Here is a 21,266-nt window from a genome sequence, read left to right as displayed (position 1 = left end):
ATTTTTCGATATGTCAATACGATAATCCAGCACATTTCAGTCGGCCGGGAGCATTGCGATATGATCCGCAGCAACCCGATTGCGATGGACTCACGCTCATGCCAACCGCGCAAACCCGCCCTACCCCCGCGCCATTGCTCAAACCCGGCGAAACCGTGGTGCTGTTCGACGGTGTGTGCAAGCTATGCAATGGCTGGGCGCGGTATCTGATTCGGCATGATCATCAGCGGCGTGTGCGGCTGGCAGCAGTGCAGTCGCCCGAGGGGCAGGCGCTGCTCGCGTGGGCGGGGTTGCCGATGGACCAGTTCGACACCATGGCGGTGATTCGCGACCGGAATTACTGGGAACGATCGGAGGCCTTTTTCGAAGTCATCGGCCAGTTGTCAGGCCGTTGGCAGCCCTTGCGCATGCTGCGGATTTTGCCGCGGGTGCTGCGGGACTGGGCGTACGACCGCATCGCGCTAAACCGTTATCGGCTGTTCGGCAAGTACGACAGCTGCTTGCTGCCGAGTCCTGATCACGAGCAGCGATTTCTGAAAATACCTGCGCCATCTTCAGAACAAGCACACCGATAAAGCGTGCTCAGGACTGCCCGTCAGAAAACTGCACGGACAGGCTCAAGTTGCCCGGATCGTTGATCGCGGACAGGTATTCAGCGACGCTGATTTCGCCGACGCAGGGCCGGGCACCCGGTTGTGGCACATAACCTTCAGCCATTTTCGCGGCCAGCGCGACGGCGGCGCAGCTGGGGATTTCCGGGCCTTTGTCGTTCAGTGCGGTCAGTTGTGCGGTCATGGTCAGCGGTTGTCCTTCAACGCCAGCGCCCTGAACGTCGATGTACATCGCACTTTTGCCATCGCCAAAACGCTCGAATCGGGTGCCCAGCCGATGCAGTCTGGCAGCCCAAGGGAGATGGTCGCGAACCAGCCCGATCTTTACTGCCTGCGCTAACAAAGCGTTGGCAACACCGGCGAGTTTCAGCCCCGCACCTGCCTTGAAGCTCAGCGTGTGCGCGCCATAGCGTCCGGCAAAAATATCCAGGTCCGGCACGTCGACATTCGCCAGCAAGCGGGTGCCCAGTTGCGGTATTTTGCGCAGGGTCAGATCCTGCCAACCCGACACTTCATGCACCTTGCCGTTTTTCAGTTGTTTGATCGGCTTGCCGGCGTAGGCCAGCACACCTTCGATCGTCGACAGGCCTGGCATTTTCGCCGAAGCGGATACGCCGTATTCGATCGAATCGATACGCGAGAATCGGTGACGCTGCTGATCGATGATCGCTGACGAAAGCGTCGGCACCGAACTGCAACCACTGAGGATCGCCACGCCCGCCGCTTTCGCCCGTGCGTCGAGAATACCCACGCCGTTGACGAAGGTTCGACAGTCCGCCAGGTCGCAATAATTCACTCCGGCAGCGATGCAGTTTTCGGCGACCGCATAGGATTGCCCCTGAAACGGCCCACCGGTGTGGATGACCAAGCGGATATTCAGCGAGCGCAAAGCGGCGCTGAACGCAGGGCCCATGGCATCACCGCACCAACCTTCGGCGACAGCAGCCGATTGGCTGTTCAGTTCATCGACCTTGCGCTGCAACTTATGCGGGTCGCGTCCCGAGAGCAGCAGTTCTACCCCCGGCATGACCGCCAAATGCCCGCAAACGATGCTACCGAAATTACCGTAGCCACCGACCACCATCACCCTGAACGGCATTCAATTCTTCCCTAATTGAAAGGCTGTTCTCAGCCACTATTCGACGCGCATAAACAGCCGTGAAGAATATAGACCCGGGCACCCACAAGCCACTCAACAATTGCGCGATGCCGTCAGCTCGATACCTGTTCAAGAAAGATCAGTTGCAAGGGCTCTTCGAGCAGGTCATCCGCCGAAGCAGCGAAGCGCTGAAAGTACGGCATGGCGAAGTGTGCATCCAATGCCGCTTGATCCTTGAACGCCTCACGCATGTAAAAGGTACCGCGCTCGTCGCGCAGTTCAAACAACACATAATCGAGATTGCCTGGCTCTGCCCGGGTCGGTTCGACCAGTGCCAGAAGCCCTTCTTTCAAGGCCTGTTCCTGACCCTTTTTGGCCTTGAGTACGGCAATTGAAACCAACACTTCAGTGGACGCATTCATCATCAGTTCTCCGAAAGATAAAACAGGTATTACCGGGTAGGCGCAGGCGCCGCATCGATTTTCAGACGCAGCAGGCTGTAGGGTTTCTGTCGTTGATCCTGTCCGCCGCGAAACGCCGCCTGGCGGTGCAACTGGTTGGCGATGAAATACAGATAGCCATCTGGGCCGATCGACAACGTGTCAGGCCAGAGCAAACGGGGGTCGTGCACCAGCGTCTGCCATTGGCCATCCGGCAGCCGCTTGCGGATCGAGTTGTGTTCGTAGTCCCCGGCATAGACGGCGCCGTCGGCGTCAGCCTCCATGCCATCGGAGGCACCTTTCTCGCCCAGATCCTGTACGGCGGCAGCCAGTTGTTGCTCGCTGACGGTGGCATCGCGCAGCAGCGCAGTGGACACGGCATACAGGTGTCGACTGGACAGAGGCGTGAAATACAGCGTCTGGCCATCGGCTGACAGGGCAATACCGTCCGACGCCACACCCAGCGGTTTGGGTTTGCCGCCGGCGCCTTCGACCATCACTGGCAAGCCTTCAACGACCGGGACGAAAGCCGGATCAACCGACGTTGCCGGCACGCCGCTCAAACGACGCATGGCACGCCCGCTGGCGATGTCCATGACAATGATCGCGCCCGGGCCTCGCAGCGAGGAGTCGGTCAGATACACGGTGCCCTCGGCGCCGTTGCGAAAGTCGAAACGCATGTCGTTGACATATGTGCTGGGCAACATGACGTTGTCCGGGAACACCAGCCGCTTGACGACTTTGTTGCTGGCAAGGTCTATCGCGACCAGTTTCGCTCCTCGCGGCTTGGGGTCAGCGAAGCCCGGCGCTGCTGTGTCGAGCAGCCAGACACGCCCCTGACCATCGGCCACCACACTTTGCACACTGATTAATCCGTCGCTTGGGTCGTTGGGGTTTTCCGTGTTGATCGCGGCGTTCGGATAGGCCACCACTTTGCCGTCGCGGATCTCGCCCACGGTGAACGGCACGTTGTCGCCCCAGCGCGGAAAGTTGACGAAGACCCGCCCGGTCTCGCTGACGGTCACCCCGGTGGGCATCGCATCGTAGAACGCATGCACTTGTTCAAGCTTGCCGAAGGATCGATCGGTGGGTGCGTCCGCCGGCAAGGCGACAGCGTTGATGGCATGGGCGAACGGCGCACCAAACGCGGCAGCCGATAACAAGGCGATAACCGCGGAGAGTTTTTTCATACGCATAAAGTGCTCCTGACAGGCCCTTTATGGAGCCCGTCTGACGATTCAAGTGACGATTATCAAAAACCTTCGAGAACGATCTTGCCCCGGGCTTTGCCGCTCTCGACCAGCGCATGGGCCCGGCGCATGTTGGCGGCGTTGATCGCGCCGAAGTGCTCGCCGACGGTGGTCTGCAAAACCCCCAGATCAATCAGGTCAGAGACCCGGCTCAGCAGGTGATGCTGCTCGATCATGTCCGCCGTTTCGTACAGCGAACGGGTGAACATCAACTCCCAATGCAGCGACAATGACTTACGCTTGAGCGGCATGACATCAAGGCTCTCGGGATCATCAATCACCGCTAGACGCCCCTGTGGTCGCAGCACGTCGATCAACTGTAGAAAGTGCTGTTCGGTGTGGGTCAGGCTGGCGACGTAATCGACTTCGGCAATCCCGAGGGCCTGCAACTGAGCGAGCAGTGGCTGGCTGTGATCGATGACGTGATGGGCGCCCAACTGCTTCACCCAACCAGCGGTCTCCGGGCGCGAGGCGGTGCCAATCACCGTGAGTCGGGTCAACTGGCGAGCCAGTTGCACCAGCATCGAACCGACGCCACCTGCCGCGCCGGTGATCAACAGGCATTTGCCCTCCCCGCTGGCCTCGGCGACACCGAGACGGTCGAACAATAATTCCCACGCCGTGATCGACGTTAACGGCAGTGCCGCCGCCTCGGCAGCACTCAACGAACGCGGCTTGTGCCCGACAATCCGCTCATCCACCAAATGCAATTCGCTGTAGCTACCGCTGCGAATAATCGAGCCGGCGTAAAACACTTCGTCGCCCGGTTGAAACAGCGTCACTTGCGAACCGACTTCGCGGACGATGCCAGCCGCATCCCAACCGAGAATTTTCGGTTCTTTGGTGAAAGTGCCTGCGCGCACCTTGGTGTCGACCGGGTTGACTGAAACGGCCCGTACCTCGACCAGCAGATCACGCGGACCGGGCACTGGCGTAGCCATCTCGATGTCTTGCAAGGATTGCGGATCTTCAATGGGCAGGGCGTGTTGTACAAATGTGATGGCTTTCATGGGGGCTCGCTGTCTGAAGGGTTGAAGCATTCACGTGCCACCATCTTCGGCTTCCCACGGAGAAAGAAAAACCTGCAGAATGCGCCAACACTTTCACTACAGAAGAGAAAATGATCCGTATCGATGATCTCGCCCTGTTCACCCGCAGCGCAGCGCTGGGCAGCTTTACCGCCGCGGCGCTGGAGGCCGATTTGTTGCCGGGGCAGGTCGCCGCCGCCATCAAACGCCTGGAGCGCGAACTGGATGTGCGCCTGTTTGCGCGAACCACCCGCAGCCTGCGTTTGACTGCCGAAGGTGAGCAATACCTGCCCACCGCCCACGCCGTGCTCGAAGCCCTGAAGCAAGGCGAGGAAAACCTGCGGGGTGAAAACGCCACGCTGCGCGGCGTGCTGCAAGTCACTGCGCCGTCTGATCTGGGGCGCAATATTCTGCTGCCTTGGTTAACGATGTTCCGTCGTCAGCATCCGGAACTGACACTGCGCCTTGTGCTGTCGGACCAGAAAGCCGATCTGTTTCGCGACCCGGTGGACGTCGCCATTCGATACGGTACCAACGAAGACGCCAACTACGTGGCTCTGCCACTCGCGCCTTGGAATAACCGGGTGCTGGTCGCATCTCCAGCCTATGTGCAACGCCACGGGCAACCGAAAACGCCGGACGACTTGTTGAATCATCCTTGCCTGCTCTACCTGCAGAATGGTCGGGTCTACGACAAATGGTGCCTGGCCGGACAGACGATTCAAGTCTCTGGCCCGCTGTTCAGCGACGACGCCGATGTGGTTCGGCGCTGGGCACTGGACGGTGAAGGTATCGCCAACAAATCCTGGCTGGATGTCAGCGCTGACGTGAGCGCAGGACGCCTGCTTGTGCTGCTGCCGGACTTTGCGGGAGAGGCCTCGCCGTTGAGTCTGGTGTGCCCGCATCGCAAACAAATCTCCCCCGCGGTATCGCAACTGTATGCGTGGTTGAGCAACCAGTTTGCCGCTCTACAGCGGGGCTGAACTGAGCGTCCGATAATAGCTGCGGCGTTGACGAACGGTCATTCGAGTGTTCAGATGCCGTCCAGTTTCAGGTGTCCCATGCCGCCGTGCATGGGGTGAAACGGGAAACCGGTACGTTCTTTTTGAACAAGTCCGGTGCTGCCCCCGCAACGGTATGCGCGTGATGCTTTCGACACACCACTGTGGCCAGACGGCCATGGGAAGGTGAAAGCATCGATACGCGTGAGCCCGGAGACCGGCCCGAAATATCTGTTTGGCAAAATCCTGCGGTGGGCGGGCATGGGCCGGTGTCGGCGTGTGCGCGATGCCTTCTCCTGCATGCTCTTCTGCGAAGATCCTTTCGAGAAGACAATGATTCGACCTTTCAACACCTCTGCTCCATCCCTGTTATTCGGTTGCCTGTTCAGTCCGCTGCTGCTGGCTGACGACGCGCCACTGGAACTCAATCAGCAAATCGTTTCCGCACCGTCGGTGGAGTCCACCACCGTCGCCGACATGGCGCATTACGGCAGCAAAGTGGACATCGTCAGCCGCGAACAGATCGAGCGCGCCGGCCCCGCGGCGGATGTCAGTCGCGTCATGCAGATGTTCATTCCCGGCCTCTACGTCGCCCCGAAAAACGGCCCGTTCGACTACGGTACTTATTCCCTGCTGGGCGGGCGCAACGACGATACGCTGATCCTGCTAGACGGCGTGCGCTTGAACAACCGCTTGTACGGCGGCTTGTACCTGGACACCTTGCCGGCCAACGCCATCGAACGTATCGAGGTGCTCAAGGGTGGGCAGAGCCTGTTGTTCGGCACGCAAGCGGTGTCGGGGGTGATCAACATCGTCACCCGTTCGCCGCAGCGTCGAAAGGCCTCGGGCGAGGTGAACATGGGCCTCGACACCTTCGGCGGCACCACCGGCGATGCCCGGCTCGAGAACATCTTCAGCAACGGTTTCGGCGATCTGGGCTTGCTGGCGTATGTCAGCCACAACGTCTCCGACGGTTACCAGCCGTATCGCAACCGCGACATGAAAAACGTCACCGAGAAAAACCGTGCTTATGAAGTCACCACGTTCGGTGGCAAGGCGATTCAATCGTTTGGCGACGACTCGCGGCTGGAGTTGTTCTACCAATATGCCGACGCCAACCTCGATTTCGCCCGCCCGGTCGATAACCACAAAACCACCAACGACCGCGTGCAACAGATCGCCACAGCGACCTTCGAGCAAAATCTCAATGAACGTCTGAGCTACTTCGTCAAAGGCCATATCAACGATTGGGACACCCGCTACACGCGCATCAATAATGTCGAGGGCGGCGCCACCAAAGCCATCAACCACAACGACTATTGGGGCTTTACCGATTGGGGTGTGCAGGCCGAAGGCAAGGCTGAATCGTCCGGCGGTCATGTGCTGGTGTTCGGCACCGACAACCAATGGTTCAAAGGCCAGGACGATGTGCTGATCATCGACAACGACAAGGCCGAAGCCCACGCGATCTACACCCAGTTGCGTCCGCAAATCGACGCCCTGCCCGACTGGCACCCGAGCGTCGGCTTTCGTCACGAAGCCATGGGCGGCGGCGACAGCGCCACGGTCGGCATGCTCACTTCGCTCTACGATCTCAACGACAACTGGGCACTGCGCGGTCAGTACGGCAGCGCCTACAAACTGCCGAACGCCGAGCAATTGTTCGTCAACGAACCGGGCGACGAGATCGGCAACCGCAACCTTAAACCGGAAAAAAGCCGCAACGCCGAACTGGGCCTCGACTACAAGGGCCTGCTGCTCGATCGCGCGTTCAGTGCCAGCGTCACCGTGTTCAAACGCAAGATCGACGACCTGATCACCCTCGACGATAGCCACTGGGTCAACGGCGAGGGCCAGGTGCGCATGCGCGGTTTCGAGGCTGACGCGAAACTGGCGATCAACGCGCAATGGAGCCTGCAAGCGGACATGACCCGCAACCTCACCGAGTCGCGCAGCGGCGTGACCATCAATGACATCCCGAGCTTCTTCGCCCGTTCGCGCATAGGCTTCGAGTCGGAAAATCGCATGTGGGGTGCCGGCGGCGCGATCCGCTATATCCGCGATGTGACCAGCTCGAAACAGGTCGAGTACGGTCACTATTCAGTGATCGATGCCGATGCTTATCGCTACCTCGACAATGCCCGTCAACACCGCGTCAGCCTGCTGGTAGAGAACCTCTTCGACCGCGATTTCGTCACCAGCCGCGCCAGCAACGTTGACAACCTCGGACGGCCGTTCACCTCAGAAGTACGCTACACGTACCGCTTCTGATGGCTGACTTCAAAACGGTCGACGGCATCGACACGCACCCGGACTGGTCGCACGTTCCCGAACATGCGCGCCACGTGTTCCTCTGCACCGGCCCGCGCTGCACCCAGCGCGGCGCTTTGCAGTTATGGAAAACCCTGCGCCGGCACCTGCTGGCGCACAACCGCATCGAAACCCCGGGCGGCGTGTTGCTGACGCGCACGCATTGTCAGTTCCCGTGCAATCTGGGGCCGATTCTGACGGTGTATCCCGAGACCTGCTGGTATGGCGTGCACAGCGACGCCGACGTGCAACGGCTGGTCGAGGTGCACCTGGTCGGTGGTGAGATGGTCGAGGATTTACTGATCAAGGAGCGCGCATGAGAACGCTTGGGTTATGCCTGATGGCCCTGCTTTGCACATCACCGGCACTCGCTGACAATTATCGAAACTGCGGCGAAACCTGGAGCGCTGCACAATTACCGCCATCGCGCATCATCGCACTCAATCAGCACGCAGCTGATCTGCTGATCGCCCTGGATGCAGGCCCGACGTTAGTTGGCGTTGCCTATCTGGACGACACCCATACCGGGAGTCGAAAGACCGAGTACGCCGGGGTTCCGGTGATCGCGCCGCGCTATCCATCCAGCGAAGTGCTGTACGCGCAGAAACCGGATCTGGTGGTCGGCGGCTTTGCCACGGCGTTCGGCGATGGCGTGACATCACGCTCGGGTCTGGCGCGCAACGGCGTGGCCTCCTATTTACTGGAGTCCGCTTGCGCGGGGCATTCGCTGGATTATTTCGGGCTTGTGCGCAATGACCTGCTGACCCTCGGTGCGCTGCTGCACAAACAGCAAAAAGCGCAGCAACTGAGCGCCGCCATGGACGCCGATCTGGCCCGCGCCCGCGCACTGATCGGCAGCGAAAAACCGCTGTCGGTGTTCTATCTGGACAGCGAGGTCAACGGGCTGGATTCAGAGGGCGGGCGCGGCTTCGTGACCACCCTGCTCGCTGCTGCCGGGGCGCGCAATCTATTCGCCGAGGTCAACCAGTATCGCGTGACCATAGATCGCGAAACCCTGCTGATCAGCGATCCCGACGTCATCTTGCTGGCCGACGCCGAATGGTCGCCGGCCTGGCGCAAACGTCAGCTGCTGCAAAATGATCCGGTGTTATCGCGCTTGCGCGCCGTGCGTGAGAATCGCCTGATCGACATCCCCTTCACCCACCTGCTGCCGACGGTGGGCAGCGGCCGTGTCGCGCTGCACCTGGCGCAGCAATTCCAGGCGCTGCAGAAAAATAAATGAACCCGCCGAACCTCAAGCCACCTAAGAAAGACCATCAGGAGGTAGCCAATGCATATCGAAACCGTGTGGATCGTACTGGCGGCAGTTCTTCTACTGATTGAACTGTGGGCCATCAATCGGGTGCGCAAGAGTGAGGGGAAATCGAACAACAAGGGGGTCTGGATTGTATTGATCGTGTTTGTGCCGCTGTTCGGGCTCATCGCCTGGGCAATCGCCGGCCCTAAACACATCAGCCCGAGCACCGCCGCGCGTCCTGGCCGTTAACCAAAAAGTACCGGCCCTGCTTCACGCATAAAAATCTCGACGGTCTTCGGACCGATCCCGTCAAATTCCGCCAGGTGTTTCTCGAACGCCTGGCGGTCGGCACTCTCGACCACGATATTGCCGACCTTCCCTGCGTATTCATCATTGAGCTTGTGTGCCAACGCCAGAAGGCGCGTAGCGGTGGTTTCGTCGTACCTCACGTAATGCGCTTCGCCAAGCATCACCACCAATTCACGATGGCTGCAGTTCGCCAACTTGCGCGGCGTGTCGCGCTGACGCTTTTCGACGATCACCCGATAGGCTTGCGCAGCAATATCAGCCTGTATGCGTTTGCCCATCAGGAAACTGGCGATCAACCATTTGAACAGCGCCACCTCATCTGCCGCGTCGCCAAAGCTGATCTCCAGATCTTCTGCCGAGATGGTTTTACCCATGAATCCGCCTCACCAAATTGTAAAAAAGAATTTCAAAGGACTGCTGAGGTCTATGCCTTACCTTCCTCAAGAGCTTGTACGAACATGAAATTCGCGTCTTTCTGCCAGGCCCTGTCCAATTGGGCCGGCAGCTCCAAAACCTTCATCGCCGCCATTGTCCTGATCATCATCTGGGCACTTACCGGGCCCTTCTTTCATTACAACGACACCTGGCAATTGATCATCAACACCTCGACCACGATCATCACGTTTCTGATGGTGTTCCTGATCCAAAACACGCAAAACCGCGACAACGATATCTTGCACCTGAAGATCGACGAACTGATTCGCGCCACCAAGGATGCGCAGAACGCCACGCTGGGGCTGGACAAAATGGGCACCCGTGAACTGCGTAAATTGCGCAAGCACTACAGAGCGCTCGGTGAAGCCGATGAGATCGATGTCGAGTCGAAAGTGGAGTGAGCGTCAGACAATGGAGTGCCTGCGCACTCCACTGCCCATGAACAATGACTCAGGTCGCCGGCACTAATGCAGGCGTCTCAAACGTCTCCGCCAACGGCACATCGCTGCCGCCCGGCGTGAGAATGACCTTGCGGCAGCTTTCCTCTTTCTTGTCGAAGATCTTGTAGCCCTCGGCCGCCTGCTCAAGCGACATCCGATGGGTGATGATCGCCTCCGGCTGCAAGCGTCCGGTCTCGATATGCCCGAGCAGTTCAGGAAGGAAGCGCTGGACATGGGTCTGGCCCATCTTGAATGTCAGGCCTTTGTCGAATGCATCGCCAAACAGGAAACCGTGAATCGGTCCGGAATACACCCCCGGGACACTCACCACGCCACCGCGACGCACGGCTGCGATGCACTGACGCAGCGCTTTGCCGCTGCCGCCTTCAAGCTTGAGCGTGGCCATGATGGTTTCCGTGGTGCTGCCCTTGGCTTCAAAACCCACCGCATCGACTACCGCATCCACGCCGCGATTGCCCGGGGTCTGGCGAATGATGGTATCCGCCGGGTCATCGTCGTCATCGAAATTGATCGGGATCACGCCGTACGTGCGTTGCGCATATTCGAGTCGATAGGCGTGGTGATCGACCATGAAAATGCGTTCGGCACCGAGCATTCTGGCGCACGCCGCGCTGAGCAAACCGACAGGGCCGGCGCCAAAAATCGCAATGCTCGACCCTTGGCCGATACCGGCATTGGTCACCGCTTGCCACGCCGTCGGCAGGATATCGGAGAGGAACAACACTTTCTCATCCGACAAGGTCCCCGGCACCTTGAAGGGCCCGGTGTTGGCCTTCGGCACCCGGACCAATTCCGCCTGGCCACCGGGAATGCCACCGTACAGGCGGCTGTAACCGAACAGCGCGGCCGGCGGTGGAATGACCTTTTTGTTCAACGCCCCACCGGGGCCCGAATTGGTGGTTTCACACGCGGCGTACTGTTCCAGCTGACAGAAGAAACAATCACCACACGCAATCACGAAAGGAATCACCACGCGATCGCCGCGCTGCACGGCCGTCACTGCTGAGCCTGTTTCCTCGACGATTCCCATGAATTCATGGCCGAAGATATCGCCATGCTCAACGGTGGGAATCTTGCCGCGATACAGGTGCAGATCCGAGCCGCAAATGGCCGTGGCCGTGACGCGCAGGATAATGTCGTCAGGCGCTTCGATGATCGGGTCCGGCACGGTTTCGACTCTGACATCATGTGCGCCGTGGTAAGTCATTGCTCGCATGGGGGCGTCCTCGTACTTTCTGATGAAAGGATTGCTGCTTCATTTTCGGAAGGATGAAAGGCGCCACGAGTTCATTGCGTTTTTGCTTATTCGGATTAGTGGAATGTAGAGCGACCTGCGATTGTTCTTCGGCAAATGTCATACAGACTGTGATCTGCAATGCTCGCCGGACGCAGTTCATGCAGCCTGCACGAAGGCTTTTTGCCGCATGCGGCGCAAACCTTTGATCCAGCGCGGTTCAGGGTTGCGCTGCAAGTTGGCACAGCAAATGCGATAGCTACAGGGAATCCCATAGCGCCGTGGCACAACGGCCTGTGTACAACCCGTGATAGCAGAGGCAACCACCATGAACGCCATCGACCTTCTCAAAGCCGACCATGAAAAAGTAAAAGGCATCCTCACCCAACTGAGCGAATCCACCGAGCGGGCGCTGAAAAAACGCACCGAGTTGCTGGCCAAGCTGGAAATGGAAATCTCGATCCACACGCGTCTGGAAGAAGAAATCCTCTACCCCGCGTTCAAGGAAGCCGGTAGCAAAGAGCAGGACATCATGTACTTCGAGGCCAAGGAAGAGCACCGCACGGTGGACTCGCTGGTGCTGCCGGACCTGAAAATGACCGATCCCGGCACGCCGGAATTTGCCGGCCGGGTGAAAGTGGTCAAGGAGTTGCTGGAGCACCACATCGAAGAGGAAGAAACAGAAATGTTCCCTCAGGCGAAAAAGCTCTTGGGCAAAGCCAAGCTCGATGAACTCGGCGCGCAAATGGAAGCCATGAAGGCCAGCTACAAGAAGGACATGGCGGCCGGCAATATGGCTGCGTAATGCTTTGAGCGATCCCGAGCCCGGCGTACTGCCGGGCTTTTTTTTGCGGTCGATGGCCTGCCCCAGGCCTTGGTGGCTTAGAATTGCCAACTTTTGCCGCAAGGGATTTGCATATGCAACGCATCGCCATTCTGGGCAACTCCGGCAGTGGGAAGTCCACCTTGGCCCGGGAAATCGGCCAGCGTCTGAACGTGCCCGTTGTTCACCTTGATCCGCTGTTCTGGGAACCCGGCTGGATCGAACCGGATGACGAGGTCTTCCGCGAGCGGGTACGACAAGCCATCGCCGGAGATGCCTGGGTATGCGAGGGCAATTATTCCCGACGCACCTTCGATCTGCGCCTGCCCCGTGCAGACCTGATCATCTGGCTCGAAACACCGCGCCTGACCTGCCTGCGACGGGTCATCACGCGCAGCGCAATGAACCGGCCACGCCCGGACCTGCCGGCAGGATGCACCGAACGAATGGATAAAGCCTTTCTGGTCCTTCTGAAATATGTCTGGCACTTTGACCGAGTCAATCGCCCAGCCAGCGAGGCCAGGCGAATGGCGATAGCACCGCAGATTCCGGTTATTCACCTGAGCGGGACGCGGCAGATTTCGGCGTTTGTGGCGGGTCTGAACAAACCGGCACGTGGTCACAGCATCGACAGCGATAGCGTTATTGGTGAGGGTGAATGATGTCGCGACTTGAGCTTGTGAGTATTGATCTAAGTGAAGTGCAAAGTAGCCAGGCACTCCATGGCATGTTGAAAGAAGCCCTCGGATTCCCCGACTGGTACGGCTGCAACTGGGACGCTTTTTGGGACGCCATCACAGGGCTCGTCGAAATGCCCATGCATTTGAACATTTGCGGGTGGGATGGTTTTTCCAGCCGCCTGCCCAGAGAGGCGGCACTGCTGCAAAAATGTCTGGCACAAATGGCAAGCGAGTATCCAGAATCAGCGCCCGCTGTGGCATTCGACTGAAGATTCAATTCATGGGCTACAGCTCGAAAAGGAAGTCATCTCATGTTTGAACGCAACAAACTGGTTCCTGAACTCATGGTTACCCATCTGGATAACAGCTTGGCTTTCTGGGTGTCATGCCTTGGTTTCAGCATTGCTTATCAACGTGCGGAAGATGGCTTCGCTTATCTGGATCTGAACGGCGCTCAAGTCATGCTCGAGCAAGTTGATCCGAACGCTGGTCAATGGCTGACCGCTACGCTGAGCAAACCATTTGGCAGAGGCATCAATTTGCAGATTGATGTCGAGGCTGTGGACCCCGTCATCCGCAAACTTGGCGAAGCAGGCTTTGCACTTTACCGGGAATGCCGAGACACTTGGTACCGGGCTGACACGATAGAAGTGGGGCAACGCGAATTCATCGTTCAGGATCCGGATGGTTATCTGGTAAGGCTGGTAGAGCGTCTGGGGGAGCGACCGGTCAGTTCAACCTGAAGATTTGGCTTTGCCGCGCCCCCTCCACTTACTCAAGGAACGTGACTCATCATGGACGACACCATCACCTACCGCATCGCAACCGCTGAAGACGCACTGACCATGTGCGAGTTGGGCCAGTTGCTCAACTCCGTACACCACGCAGCCCGTCCCGATATTTATGCTGCCGCCACTGAAGACTTCTCCCGCGACCTGCCGCATTGGTCGGGGGTTTTCGAGAAGCCGGATCAGGAGGTGTTTATTGCGCACGTCGGCGATCAACCCGCCGCACTCATTACGGGCAGTCTGTCGGCCAGTTCGCCACCGCTGATGCAGCCACAAAAGGTGGTGCGCATCGGCTCGGTGTGTGTCGCCGAGCGGTTTTCCGGCAAAGGCATTGGTCGGGCGCTGATGCAACTCGTCAGGGACTGGGCGATTGAACATGACGCACAGGATTTGCGCCTGACAGTCTGGCCGTTCAATGAGCGTGCGGCGCGCATGTATGCCGAGTTCGGTTTCGAGGACCGTGCAGTTGAAATGGGCATGCGTCTGGCATGAGCAGGCAACGCCGACTCTTGATGATCGTCCTCGGTTTAGTGGTGTTTTACATTGGACTGTGGGCGGCGTCCCAGTGGTGGGAAAAAGCGCTGGCCAACCCTTACGGCGACGCTGACATCAGCCCCGATGGCTGCGTTCGGGTCCAGGCATTCAGGCCTTATTGGGTGTTGCCAAACTCCTTTCATCCTCAGTTCCATCCTGACGATCCGCAAGATCTGTCCTGGTTCATCCGTTGGGAGAGCCCGGCATTTTTCCGCTTATACGATAACCGCAATGGTCAGTTGCTCGGCGTAAGCAGGATCTACGACCTGGTGGCGCATGGGGCGCCGGTGTCCTGGGGCTCCAGAGACGACCCTTCCGTTATGGTCGGCCTGATCCAGATTGGTGATCTCCCGCCCGACTGCGCGCGTAACCGGCCGTATTGATCGACGCTCAAATGCAGATGCCAAAACGCGTCTACGCTCACTTGATTCCGGGTGCGGGGCATTCGTCCATGTAAGAAGCGCCGGCCCGACGATCAAGTCTGTTCGCAACTTTATTGCGATGTCAGGAATTGATGTTGCCTGCACCCCGGCCATGCGTCAGGATGCCTGCCCTTTTGGGCCAGAGACAGCGACACTTGCTTATGCGACTCTCTGGTCAAGGCGAGCGAGAAACCCTTCGATCGTCGATATTCAACAGACAACCCGAGTCATCAACATGAACCGCCAGAAAAAACTGAAGCAGTTGTTCAGGGAAAAAGCCAAAAAGGCCAGCGCGAAACTGGCCCCGAAAAAAGAAAAGTACATCAGCAAGGCTGACCGGCTGAAGATGGCTGAGGAAACTGTTGCCGAGCCGGTCGTTTCTACCGATAGCTGAGGCAACACCCTCAAGGGCACGGCCACTGGAAACCGTTGGGGAACCATTCATCAATCTTGATCGAGTTCCCGGCCCCCGAGATTAATCCGCACGGCCGTTTCGGCGGGAGGCATTCAATGGAACTGAAGTTCAGTCATGTCGACGTACTGGTCAACGATCTCGAAGAAGCGTGTGCTTACTACGCACTGATCCTCAAAGCCAAAATCTCCAAAACCCAGATATGGGAGCGAGGCGGACTGCATGTGCGCTACTCGATTGCGGTGATCGGGCAAGAGCGTTTCATGCTGGTGCAACCGTTGGCGGGGAACCTGAAGACGCTGCTGGATAACGCTGGCGAAGGGATGATCTACCGTCACTGCTATTCGACACCGGACATCGAAAAGGCGTATGACGAATTGCTGATCGCCGGTGTGCAGCCTGAAGATGAAAATGGACAACCATTGCTACGCGCAGACCTTCAATCACCGTCCGGGACACGCATCATCTGGCTGCCCAAACGCTTCGGACACTTTTCCATCGAAATTCTGGAAGAAAAATCGCTCGAGGCATTTGTCGAGGCTGCGTTTAGCCCTGATTCGCTGTAGGCGTTAGCCAAGGCCTCCAGAACAGACTGCTTTGGACGACTGCGTTCGGCCAGTACGTCTTGGCCAACACCGGAATAAACGCAAGTCAGAACGCTTTGTAAGACATCCATCTACCCCGTCTACGACTGAACGACCAATGATTCGGTCATTTGCGCGTGGCACACCGCCAGAATCTCATCAGCCAGCGCCGAGTCGTCCGGGCAAGCGCGCGATAGCATGATCGCGCCGACCGCACGCGCCAGCAGGTCGATCATTTTCACCCTGGCCTCACCCGATGCCGCCTCCGGCCCCGTCGGGCATTTTTCGCCCAGCGTCTGCAACGTGCGCTCGATGCCTTCAGCGAAGGCCGATTTCAAATCGTCCGACTGACGCGCCGCATCACCGCACAACGCCGCCAGGGTGCAACCCGTGGAGCGCCCATCGCGATGATCCCGGGACACATACACATCGATGAAATCCTTCACGCTCAGCTCTTCGGCACTGGCCAGAGACTGCGCAAGGCTCTTGGCCGAGGCTTCAGCCATCAGGTCAGCCTTCGAGCCGAAATGTTTGTAGAAACCGCCATGGGTAAAACCGGCGGCGGCCATCACGTCGACCACGCCGATACCATCAAAACCCTTTTCGCGAAATACAACTGACGCCGTTTCGACGATGTGTTCCCGGTTCGCCTGGGCCTGAGCCTTGGATACTCGCATGTTGGATACCTCGCTACCGCTGGAAATACATCGCCTGATGATACATAGATGTTGCTCGTAATTAAAACATTGACAGCTTAGATTCCGATCATCATCCTAAATGCAGACAGTACGAACATCCCACATCCCAAACCGTGTGACTTGAAAAGAGCTGACATCATGACTACTCGCCCTACCGTTCTCATCACTGGCGCTTCCACCGGCATCGGCGCGGTTTACGCCGAGCGTTTTGCCCAGCGCGGGCATGATCTGGTGTTGGTCGCCCGCGACCACGCGCGTCTGGAAACCCTTGCCGCAACGTTGCGTGGCGCACATAACGTCACCGTCGAAGTGCTCAAGGCCGATCTGACGCAACTCTGCGACTTGCATACCGTTGAAGCGCGCCTGCGTGATGACGCGCGCATCGGCATCCTCGTCAACAATGCGGGCGCAGCGCAGTCCGGCACCTTCATCGAACAAAGCACCGACAACGTTGCACAACTGGTGGCCCTCAACACCACTGCGCTGGTGCGACTCGCCAGCGCCATCGCACCACGCCTGGCCAAAGCAGGTGACGGCGCGATCGTCAACATCGGTTCGGTGGTAGGTCTGGCACCTGAGTTCGGCATGTCGGTCTATGGCGCGACCAAAGCGTTTGTGCTGTTCCTGTCCCAGGGCCTGAGCCTGGAACTCTCGCCCCAGGGTGTTTATGTGCAAGCCGTACTGCCCGCCGCCACCCGCACGGAGATCTGGGATCGCGCCGGTATCGACATCAACACCTTGAGCGAAATCATGGAAGTCGGTGACTTGGTCGACGCCGCACTGGTTGGCTTCGACCGACGCGAACCGGTGACCATTCCGCCACTGCATGAAGGCGAGCGCTGGGATGCCTTGCAAACCGCGCGTCAGGGGCTTTTGTCGCAGATCCGCCAGTCCGCCGTGGCGCAACGCTATTTGACGCTAGTCTGAATCATGGCGAGCACGTCATTGATTAACGCGCCTAATCAGTCGGTGTTGGTTGGCGCAATACCCTTCGCCTATCGCGACCTGGAACCCCGCGCCCTTCTCACTCCACCGACCAGAGCATCTGCAACATGAAAGCATTTTTTATCGATCGCTACGGCAAGCAGAACGGACGAATCGGCGAAGTGCCCGACCCGGTAGTCGGTGTGCATGACGTACTGGTCCAGGTGCATGCAGCGAGTGTGAACCCGCTGGACTCCAAGATCAGAACCGGGGAATTCAAACTCATCCTGCCCTATACATTCCCACTGATATTGGGCAATGACCTGGCCGGCGTAGTCGTACGCACGGGATCGGCGGTAAAGCGATTCAAGCCAGGAGACGAAGTCTATGCACGCCCTCCCGAGTCACGCATCGGGACGTTTGCTGAACTGATCGCGGTGAACGAAAACGCGCTCGCGTTGAAACCCGCGAATCTCGATATGGCCGAAGCGGCTTCCATCCCCTTGGCTGCCCTGACGGCCTGGCAGGCGCTGGTTGAGATCGCTCAAGTCAAAACAGGCCAGAAGGTGCTGATTCACGCCGGATCCGGCGGCGTCGGCACGCTGGCCATTCAGCTTGCCAAACACCTTGGCGCCTTCGTTGCGACCACCACCAGCGCGGCGAATGTCGACTGGGTGAAAGCACTCGGCGCGGATGTGGTCATCGATTACCAACAGCAGGATTTTGCAAACGAACTGCGCGACTTCGACGTGGTGTTGAACAGCCTCGGCGCCGACGTACTGGATAAATCAGTCAAGGTTCTCAAGCCTGGCGGGCAGCTCATTTCCCTGTCGGGGCCGCCGACCGCGCAATTTGCCCAGGAGCGAGGCTTGTCTTGGGTGTTGCGGCAAGTCATGCGCCTGCTGAGCAGCGGCATCCGCAGAAAAGCCCGCAAGCACGGGGTGAGCTATGCATTTCTGTTTATGCGCGCTGACGGCACACAACTGCAAAAAATTACCGCGCTTATCGAAGCAGGTGTCATCAAACCCGTTATCGATCGTTCCTTCCCTTTTGAATCGATTGCACAAGCGTTGCAGTACGTCGAGCAAGGCAGATCAAAAGGCAAAGTCACTGTCACCATTCAATAAGCGTATTGAAAAGAATGTCACTCGAACTCTCGCGAAAGCCTCACGATCGTGAGGCTGTTGGGCGAGGCAATTCCTGCGTGTTGGTTACTTCAGATTGTTCTGAAAGAAGGTAGCCAACTTGTCGAAAGGAATCAGATTGACACGGTCATAGAGGTCAACATGCCCGGCGCCCGGGATGATAACCAACTCCTTGGGTTGTCCGGCGAGCTTGTAGGCCTCCTCGCTGAACTCCCTTGAGTGCGCATCAGCGCCGGCAATGAACAACATCGGGCGCGGAGAAATCGTCTCGATATCATTGAACGGGTAGAAGTTCATGAACTTGATGTTGCTCGTCAAAGTCGGGTGCGTCGTCAACTCTTTAGAGGAACTGGACGGTGTGTACTCGCCGCGGGGCGTGCGGTAGAAGTCATAGAACTCGCGTTGAATGGGATGAGTGTTTTCATCCAGTTGATGTACCGTGCCGCTGGTGTAAGCGGTTTTACCACCAGCGAACTCAACATCACGCTGCTGTGCCGCTTGCGCGATGATCGACTTGCGTTGCTCAAGCGTTTGCGAGTGCTTCAAACCATTGCGATTGGCTGCGCCCATGTCATACATGCTGACCGTTGCGATGGCTTTCATGCGCGGGTCGATCTTGGCCGCGCTGATGACGAAACTGCCGCTGCCACAGATGCCGATTGCGCCAATACGCTCCTTGTTGACGAAAGTCTGTGAACCGAGAAAGTCCACTGCCGCACTGAAGTCTTCGGCGTAGATGTCCGGCGAAACAGCATTGCGCGTACGCCCCTCGCTTTCACCCCAGAATGAAAGATCCAGTGACAGAGTCACAAAGCCCTTCTCGGCCATTTTCGTGGCATAGAGGTTAGCGCTCTGCTCCTTGACCGCGCCCATCGGGTGGCCGATAACAATCGCCGGGCTCTTCGATTTTGCGTCGAGGTTTTTCGGGATGAACAGATTCCCCGCCACATTCATTTGATATTGGTTTTTGAAAGTAACCTTCTGCACCGTCACTTTTTCGCTGGTGTAAAAATTATCCGCGCCGTTGGACATATCGGCTCCTGTTGCTGAGAGTGAACTGACAAGAAGCGTTAATAGAACAATGAGCTTTTTCATTGGAATCCCTGTTGATTCGGATTGATCAGTCTTTAGAGAACATCACGTGCACATCCCCTCGCCCTAGCGCCCGAGCCAGGTCAGCGATGTCATCCACACGCCCGAGCCGCGTATAGGAATACGTCGAATTAAAAGTTGAATAGAAAACCACCAGCGTATCCGCGCCATACAACATCAAGTCGCCGCGGTGGATCGTTCCCGGTTTGCTCGCGTTGGCGGGCAAAGTTTCTGGAAGGCTGGCGTGTTTCTCATTGCGGTTGAGATCGCTCATCTCGATTGTTAACGGCAGTAGCCTGGCAAACGCGCCGGCGGCGGCGTTGTCGGCCAAAGTGATGGCGAAGCGTTGTTCCCCGACGGTCATCCACATGCGAGATTTCTCCGGTTTTAAGGACGCCGACGCGGCATCACATACAGCGACGTAACCGCCCAGCATGAGCATTGCAGACAGCAAACCAAGCCAGCGAAGTGCTCTCATGGTCTATCTCCCGAAAAGTTGTCGGACTCAAGCGGATTGCGATATTGGGGAGCGTGATGTCAGCAACGTCACGAACGCGGCAAGTAGCAGCACGCCTGCGCTAAACACGAAAGTGCTCTGATAGCCGCCATGATCGAAAAGCAGTCCGCCGATGTTTGAACCCAGGGCGATGGCCAGTTGAATCACCGCCACCATCAAACCTCCCCCGGCCTCGGCATTGTTGGGCAAGGCCTGCGCGATCCAGCTCCACCATCCGACTGGCGCCGCGGTGGCCAACAACCCCCAAAAGCCAAGCAGCGCGGCAACGACTACGACCGAGGCGCCAAACGGAATCAGTGCCAAAGCGATCAACGCCATCAGCATCGGTATGACGATCAATGTCCGGAAGAGACCGCGCCGTAAAAACGGGCCGATGATCAGAGTGCCGATAAAGCCTGCTACTCCGATCACCAACAGGATCAGCGACAGTGTGGATACATCGACACGCGTCACCGTTTCGAGGAAAGGTCGCAGGTAGGTAAACAGGGCGAACTGCCCCATGAAAAAGGCGCCGCACCCGGCCATGCCGATTGCGACAGATCGGTTCTGCAACAGCTTCAAGGCATTGCCCGTTCCCGACGTGCGCGGCGCTACCTTCATGGTCGGCAGGCTGATCCACAGCCAGATGAAGGCAATCGTCGCTACGGGTACCAGACAAAAAAACGCCCCGCGCCAACCGATGATCGAGCCCAGATAGCTGCCCAGCGGTGCGGCGATCACGGTAGCCAACGCATTGCCGCCATTGAATATGGCCAAGGCTTTGGGCACCTGCGAGGCGGGTACCAGTCGCATCGCGGTCGCAGCGGACATCGACCAAAACCCACCAATGACCACACCGATCAAGGCACGACCGACCATGTACGTCAGATAGTTGGGGGCCAGTGCGACGATCGCGCCGGAAGCGGCCATCAACCCTGCCAATGCCATCAGCAAAATCTTGCGGTTGAGGGTCCCCGCCATCCAGGAGATGGTCAGGCTGCTTAAAACGGCAAATGCTCCGGAGATCGCAATGCCCTGCCCGACCATCCCTTGCGTCACCTGAAGATCATCGGCCATCGGCGTCAACAGACTGACCGGCATGAACTCCGACGCGATCAGCGCGAAGACACAAAGCGTCATTGCAAAGACGCCACTCCAATGAGCGGGCGCATTCTGGGGATTGGAGACAGCGACCATTGGGGCCTCACTAACATTCATATTCATGCCGACAA

27 protein-coding genes and 1 riboswitch are annotated in these 21,266 nt (G+C 58.1%); of the genes, 17 read left to right on the top strand and 10 right to left on the bottom strand.

Translation table 11 applies throughout. The annotated features are described in order from the left end of the window. Positions 1-98: 98 nt before the first annotated feature. Positions 99-575 (top strand): thiol-disulfide oxidoreductase DCC family protein, encoded by a 477-nt coding sequence (locus ACA061_RS12105; protein WP_497301683.1) that lies wholly within the window; start codon positions 99-101, stop codon positions 573-575. Positions 576-582: 7 nt separating this feature from the next. Here the strand turns inward: ACA061_RS12105 and ACA061_RS12100 are convergent, their stop codons facing one another. The 4 genes from ACA061_RS12100 to ACA061_RS12085 form a co-directional block, all read right to left on the bottom strand. Continuing rightward, positions 583-1,710, bottom strand: coding sequence for a saccharopine dehydrogenase family protein (locus ACA061_RS12100; RefSeq protein ID WP_497301682.1), 1,128 nt, complete (start codon positions 1,708-1,710; stop codon positions 583-585). A 113-nt stretch (positions 1,711-1,823) separates the two neighbouring features. Continuing rightward, positions 1,824-2,132, bottom strand: a complete 309-nt coding sequence (locus ACA061_RS12095; protein ID WP_150618259.1) for a putative quinol monooxygenase — start codon at positions 2,130-2,132, stop codon at positions 1,824-1,826. A 29-nt stretch (positions 2,133-2,161) separates the two neighbouring features. Continuing rightward, the gene (locus tag ACA061_RS12090) at positions 2,162-3,340 is read right to left on the bottom strand and encodes an L-dopachrome tautomerase-related protein (protein WP_412071429.1); all 1,179 of its coding nucleotides are present in this window, start codon (positions 3,338-3,340) and stop codon (positions 2,162-2,164) included. Positions 3,341-3,402: 62 nt separating this feature from the next. After that, positions 3,403-4,410 carry a zinc-binding alcohol dehydrogenase family protein gene (locus ACA061_RS12085; protein WP_497301680.1) on the bottom strand — a complete coding sequence of 336 codons (1,008 nt, stop codon included), beginning with the start codon at positions 4,408-4,410 and terminating at the stop codon, positions 3,403-3,405. 110 nt (positions 4,411-4,520) lie between these two features. Between ACA061_RS12085 and ACA061_RS12080 the strand changes: the two genes are divergently transcribed. The 5 genes from ACA061_RS12080 (at position 4,521) to ACA061_RS12060 (ending at position 9,246) form a co-directional block, all read left to right on the top strand. Next, complete coding sequence (locus ACA061_RS12080) at positions 4,521-5,411, top strand: LysR family transcriptional regulator (protein WP_497301678.1); 891 nt, start codon at positions 4,521-4,523, stop codon at positions 5,409-5,411. 52 nt (positions 5,412-5,463) lie between these two features. Further along, positions 5,464-5,669: riboswitch (cobalamin riboswitch) on the top strand. A gap of 93 nt (positions 5,670-5,762) precedes the next feature. After that, positions 5,763-7,700 carry a TonB-dependent receptor plug domain-containing protein gene (locus ACA061_RS12075; RefSeq protein WP_497301676.1) on the top strand — a complete coding sequence of 646 codons (1,938 nt, stop codon included), beginning with the start codon at positions 5,763-5,765 and terminating at the stop codon, positions 7,698-7,700. After that, a complete protein-coding gene (locus ACA061_RS12070; protein ID WP_210555241.1) occupies positions 7,700-8,059 on the top strand; it encodes a (2Fe-2S) ferredoxin domain-containing protein in 360 nt (119 codons plus the stop codon). Before ACA061_RS12075 ends, ACA061_RS12070 begins: the two co-directional genes overlap by 1 nt. Then, positions 8,056-8,982 carry an ABC transporter substrate-binding protein gene (locus ACA061_RS12065; RefSeq protein ID WP_497301675.1) on the top strand — a complete coding sequence of 309 codons (927 nt, stop codon included), beginning with the start codon at positions 8,056-8,058 and terminating at the stop codon, positions 8,980-8,982. The genes ACA061_RS12070 and ACA061_RS12065 overlap by 4 nt, the downstream gene beginning before the upstream one ends. A gap of 48 nt (positions 8,983-9,030) precedes the next feature. Next, on the top strand, positions 9,031-9,246 hold the full coding sequence (locus tag ACA061_RS12060) for a PLDc N-terminal domain-containing protein (RefSeq protein WP_042558859.1): 216 nt from the start codon (positions 9,031-9,033) through the stop codon (positions 9,244-9,246). On the opposite strand, the gene ACA061_RS12055 is transcribed toward ACA061_RS12060, so the two are convergent. Beyond that, the gene (locus ACA061_RS12055; protein ID WP_497301674.1) at positions 9,243-9,680 is read right to left on the bottom strand and encodes an HhH-GDP family DNA glycosylase; all 438 of its coding nucleotides are present in this window, start codon (positions 9,678-9,680) and stop codon (positions 9,243-9,245) included. The two genes, ACA061_RS12060 and ACA061_RS12055, sit on opposite strands and share 4 nt — an antisense overlap. Before the next feature lie 84 nt (positions 9,681-9,764). On the opposite strand from ACA061_RS12055, the gene ACA061_RS12050 reads away from it, so the two are divergent. Beyond that, complete coding sequence (locus ACA061_RS12050; protein ID WP_210555238.1) at positions 9,765-10,142, top strand: low affinity iron permease family protein; 378 nt, start codon at positions 9,765-9,767, stop codon at positions 10,140-10,142. Positions 10,143-10,191: 49 nt separating this feature from the next. Here ACA061_RS12050 and ACA061_RS12045 read toward each other — a convergent pair whose 3' ends face one another. Further along, the gene (locus ACA061_RS12045) at positions 10,192-11,418 is read right to left on the bottom strand and encodes a zinc-dependent alcohol dehydrogenase (protein ID WP_210702011.1); all 1,227 of its coding nucleotides are present in this window, start codon (positions 11,416-11,418) and stop codon (positions 10,192-10,194) included. Positions 11,419-11,764: 346 nt separating this feature from the next. Here ACA061_RS12045 and ACA061_RS12040 point away from each other — a divergent pair, with 346 nt between their 5' ends. The 8 genes from ACA061_RS12040 (at position 11,765) to ACA061_RS12005 (ending at position 15,661) form a co-directional block, all read left to right on the top strand. Beyond that, positions 11,765-12,241, top strand: a complete 477-nt coding sequence (locus tag ACA061_RS12040) for a PA2171 family ribosome-binding persister protein (RefSeq protein ID WP_150605027.1) — start codon at positions 11,765-11,767, stop codon at positions 12,239-12,241. A 113-nt stretch (positions 12,242-12,354) separates the two neighbouring features. Next, positions 12,355-12,921, top strand: a complete 567-nt coding sequence (locus tag ACA061_RS12035; protein WP_497301673.1) for a P-loop NTPase family protein — start codon at positions 12,355-12,357, stop codon at positions 12,919-12,921. Then, a complete protein-coding gene (locus ACA061_RS12030) occupies positions 12,921-13,208 on the top strand; it encodes a barstar family protein (protein ID WP_497301931.1) in 288 nt (95 codons plus the stop codon). Before ACA061_RS12035 ends, ACA061_RS12030 begins: the two co-directional genes overlap by 1 nt. A 42-nt stretch (positions 13,209-13,250) precedes the next feature. Beyond that, positions 13,251-13,682 carry a bleomycin resistance protein gene (locus ACA061_RS12025; RefSeq protein WP_497301672.1) on the top strand — a complete coding sequence of 144 codons (432 nt, stop codon included), beginning with the start codon at positions 13,251-13,253 and terminating at the stop codon, positions 13,680-13,682. A 51-nt stretch (positions 13,683-13,733) separates the two neighbouring features. Next, positions 13,734-14,219 carry a GNAT family N-acetyltransferase gene (locus ACA061_RS12020; RefSeq protein ID WP_497301671.1) on the top strand — a complete coding sequence of 162 codons (486 nt, stop codon included), beginning with the start codon at positions 13,734-13,736 and terminating at the stop codon, positions 14,217-14,219. Next, positions 14,216-14,644, top strand: coding sequence for a hypothetical protein (locus ACA061_RS12015; protein ID WP_497301669.1), 429 nt, complete (start codon positions 14,216-14,218; stop codon positions 14,642-14,644). Before ACA061_RS12020 ends, ACA061_RS12015 begins: the two co-directional genes overlap by 4 nt. Positions 14,645-14,918: 274 nt before the next feature. Then, the gene (locus ACA061_RS12010) at positions 14,919-15,077 is read left to right on the top strand and encodes a DUF2986 domain-containing protein (RefSeq protein WP_115146881.1); all 159 of its coding nucleotides are present in this window, start codon (positions 14,919-14,921) and stop codon (positions 15,075-15,077) included. Between the two features lie 116 nt (positions 15,078-15,193). Next, positions 15,194-15,661, top strand: coding sequence for a VOC family protein (locus ACA061_RS12005; protein ID WP_497301668.1), 468 nt, complete (start codon positions 15,194-15,196; stop codon positions 15,659-15,661). A 119-nt stretch (positions 15,662-15,780) separates the two neighbouring features. Here ACA061_RS12005 and ACA061_RS12000 read toward each other — a convergent pair whose 3' ends face one another. Next, positions 15,781-16,356, bottom strand: coding sequence for a TetR/AcrR family transcriptional regulator (locus ACA061_RS12000; protein ID WP_210702005.1), 576 nt, complete (start codon positions 16,354-16,356; stop codon positions 15,781-15,783). Between the two features lie 159 nt (positions 16,357-16,515). On the opposite strand from ACA061_RS12000, the gene ACA061_RS11995 reads away from it, so the two are divergent. Continuing rightward, entirely contained in the window at positions 16,516-17,304 is a 789-nt protein-coding gene (locus ACA061_RS11995) for an SDR family NAD(P)-dependent oxidoreductase (RefSeq protein WP_497301667.1), read from the top strand. Between the two features lie 125 nt (positions 17,305-17,429). Then, entirely contained in the window at positions 17,430-18,428 is a 999-nt protein-coding gene (locus ACA061_RS11990) for an NADP-dependent oxidoreductase (RefSeq protein ID WP_497301665.1), read from the top strand. An 84-nt stretch (positions 18,429-18,512) separates the two neighbouring features. Here the strand turns inward: ACA061_RS11990 and ACA061_RS11985 are convergent, their stop codons facing one another. From ACA061_RS11985 to ACA061_RS11975, 3 genes are read right to left on the bottom strand one after another with little or no spacing between them, the layout of a single operon-like run. Then, the gene (locus ACA061_RS11985) at positions 18,513-19,541 is read right to left on the bottom strand and encodes an alpha/beta hydrolase (RefSeq protein ID WP_497301664.1); all 1,029 of its coding nucleotides are present in this window, start codon (positions 19,539-19,541) and stop codon (positions 18,513-18,515) included. 25 nt (positions 19,542-19,566) lie between these two features. Then, entirely contained in the window at positions 19,567-20,016 is a 450-nt protein-coding gene (locus ACA061_RS11980; RefSeq protein WP_497301663.1) for a cyclophilin-like fold protein, read from the bottom strand. A 27-nt stretch (positions 20,017-20,043) separates the two neighbouring features. Beyond that, positions 20,044-21,231 (bottom strand): MFS transporter, encoded by a 1,188-nt coding sequence (locus tag ACA061_RS11975; protein WP_497301661.1) that lies wholly within the window; start codon positions 21,229-21,231, stop codon positions 20,044-20,046. Between the last annotated feature and the right edge of the window lie 35 nt (positions 21,232-21,266).

The organism is Pseudomonas sp. LBUM1668 (assembly GCF_059695715.1).
This window is presented reverse-complemented; position numbering and strand designations above follow the sequence as displayed.

Coding starts and splice junctions, on each gene's coding strand:
- ACA061_RS12000 (WP_210702005.1), bottom strand. CDS start 16,356: ATGCGAGTATCCAAGGCTCAGGCCCAGGCGAACCGGGAACACATCGTC.
- ACA061_RS12035 (WP_497301673.1), top strand. CDS start 12,355: ATGCAACGCATCGCCATTCTGGGCAACTCCGGCAGTGGGAAGTCCACC.
- ACA061_RS12030 (WP_497301931.1), top strand. CDS start 12,921: ATGTCGCGACTTGAGCTTGTGAGTATTGATCTAAGTGAAGTGCAAAGT.
- ACA061_RS11980 (WP_497301663.1), bottom strand. CDS start 20,016: ATGAGAGCACTTCGCTGGCTTGGTTTGCTGTCTGCAATGCTCATGCTG.
- ACA061_RS12040 (WP_150605027.1), top strand. CDS start 11,765: ATGAACGCCATCGACCTTCTCAAAGCCGACCATGAAAAAGTAAAAGGC.
- ACA061_RS12075 (WP_497301676.1), top strand. CDS start 5,763: ATGATTCGACCTTTCAACACCTCTGCTCCATCCCTGTTATTCGGTTGC.
- ACA061_RS12090 (WP_412071429.1), bottom strand. CDS start 3,340: ATGAAAAAACTCTCCGCGGTTATCGCCTTGTTATCGGCTGCCGCGTTT.
- ACA061_RS12105 (WP_497301683.1), top strand. CDS start 99: ATGCCAACCGCGCAAACCCGCCCTACCCCCGCGCCATTGCTCAAACCC.
- ACA061_RS12020 (WP_497301671.1), top strand. CDS start 13,734: ATGGACGACACCATCACCTACCGCATCGCAACCGCTGAAGACGCACTG.
- ACA061_RS12025 (WP_497301672.1), top strand. CDS start 13,251: ATGTTTGAACGCAACAAACTGGTTCCTGAACTCATGGTTACCCATCTG.
- ACA061_RS11990 (WP_497301665.1), top strand. CDS start 17,430: ATGAAAGCATTTTTTATCGATCGCTACGGCAAGCAGAACGGACGAATC.
- ACA061_RS12095 (WP_150618259.1), bottom strand. CDS start 2,132: ATGAATGCGTCCACTGAAGTGTTGGTTTCAATTGCCGTACTCAAGGCC.
- ACA061_RS12010 (WP_115146881.1), top strand. CDS start 14,919: ATGAACCGCCAGAAAAAACTGAAGCAGTTGTTCAGGGAAAAAGCCAAA.
- ACA061_RS12005 (WP_497301668.1), top strand. CDS start 15,194: ATGGAACTGAAGTTCAGTCATGTCGACGTACTGGTCAACGATCTCGAA.
- ACA061_RS11975 (WP_497301661.1), bottom strand. CDS start 21,231: ATGGTCGCTGTCTCCAATCCCCAGAATGCGCCCGCTCATTGGAGTGGC.
- ACA061_RS12055 (WP_497301674.1), bottom strand. CDS start 9,680: ATGGGTAAAACCATCTCGGCAGAAGATCTGGAGATCAGCTTTGGCGAC.
- ACA061_RS11995 (WP_497301667.1), top strand. CDS start 16,516: ATGACTACTCGCCCTACCGTTCTCATCACTGGCGCTTCCACCGGCATC.
- ACA061_RS12080 (WP_497301678.1), top strand. CDS start 4,521: ATGATCCGTATCGATGATCTCGCCCTGTTCACCCGCAGCGCAGCGCTG.
- ACA061_RS12085 (WP_497301680.1), bottom strand. CDS start 4,410: ATGAAAGCCATCACATTTGTACAACACGCCCTGCCCATTGAAGATCCG.
- ACA061_RS12045 (WP_210702011.1), bottom strand. CDS start 11,418: ATGCGAGCAATGACTTACCACGGCGCACATGATGTCAGAGTCGAAACC.
- ACA061_RS12065 (WP_497301675.1), top strand. CDS start 8,056: ATGAGAACGCTTGGGTTATGCCTGATGGCCCTGCTTTGCACATCACCG.
- ACA061_RS12100 (WP_497301682.1), bottom strand. CDS start 1,710: ATGCCGTTCAGGGTGATGGTGGTCGGTGGCTACGGTAATTTCGGTAGC.
- ACA061_RS12015 (WP_497301669.1), top strand. CDS start 14,216: ATGAGCAGGCAACGCCGACTCTTGATGATCGTCCTCGGTTTAGTGGTG.
- ACA061_RS12070 (WP_210555241.1), top strand. CDS start 7,700: ATGGCTGACTTCAAAACGGTCGACGGCATCGACACGCACCCGGACTGG.
- ACA061_RS12050 (WP_210555238.1), top strand. CDS start 9,765: ATGAAATTCGCGTCTTTCTGCCAGGCCCTGTCCAATTGGGCCGGCAGC.
- ACA061_RS11985 (WP_497301664.1), bottom strand. CDS start 19,541: ATGAAAAAGCTCATTGTTCTATTAACGCTTCTTGTCAGTTCACTCTCA.
- ACA061_RS12060 (WP_042558859.1), top strand. CDS start 9,031: ATGCATATCGAAACCGTGTGGATCGTACTGGCGGCAGTTCTTCTACTG.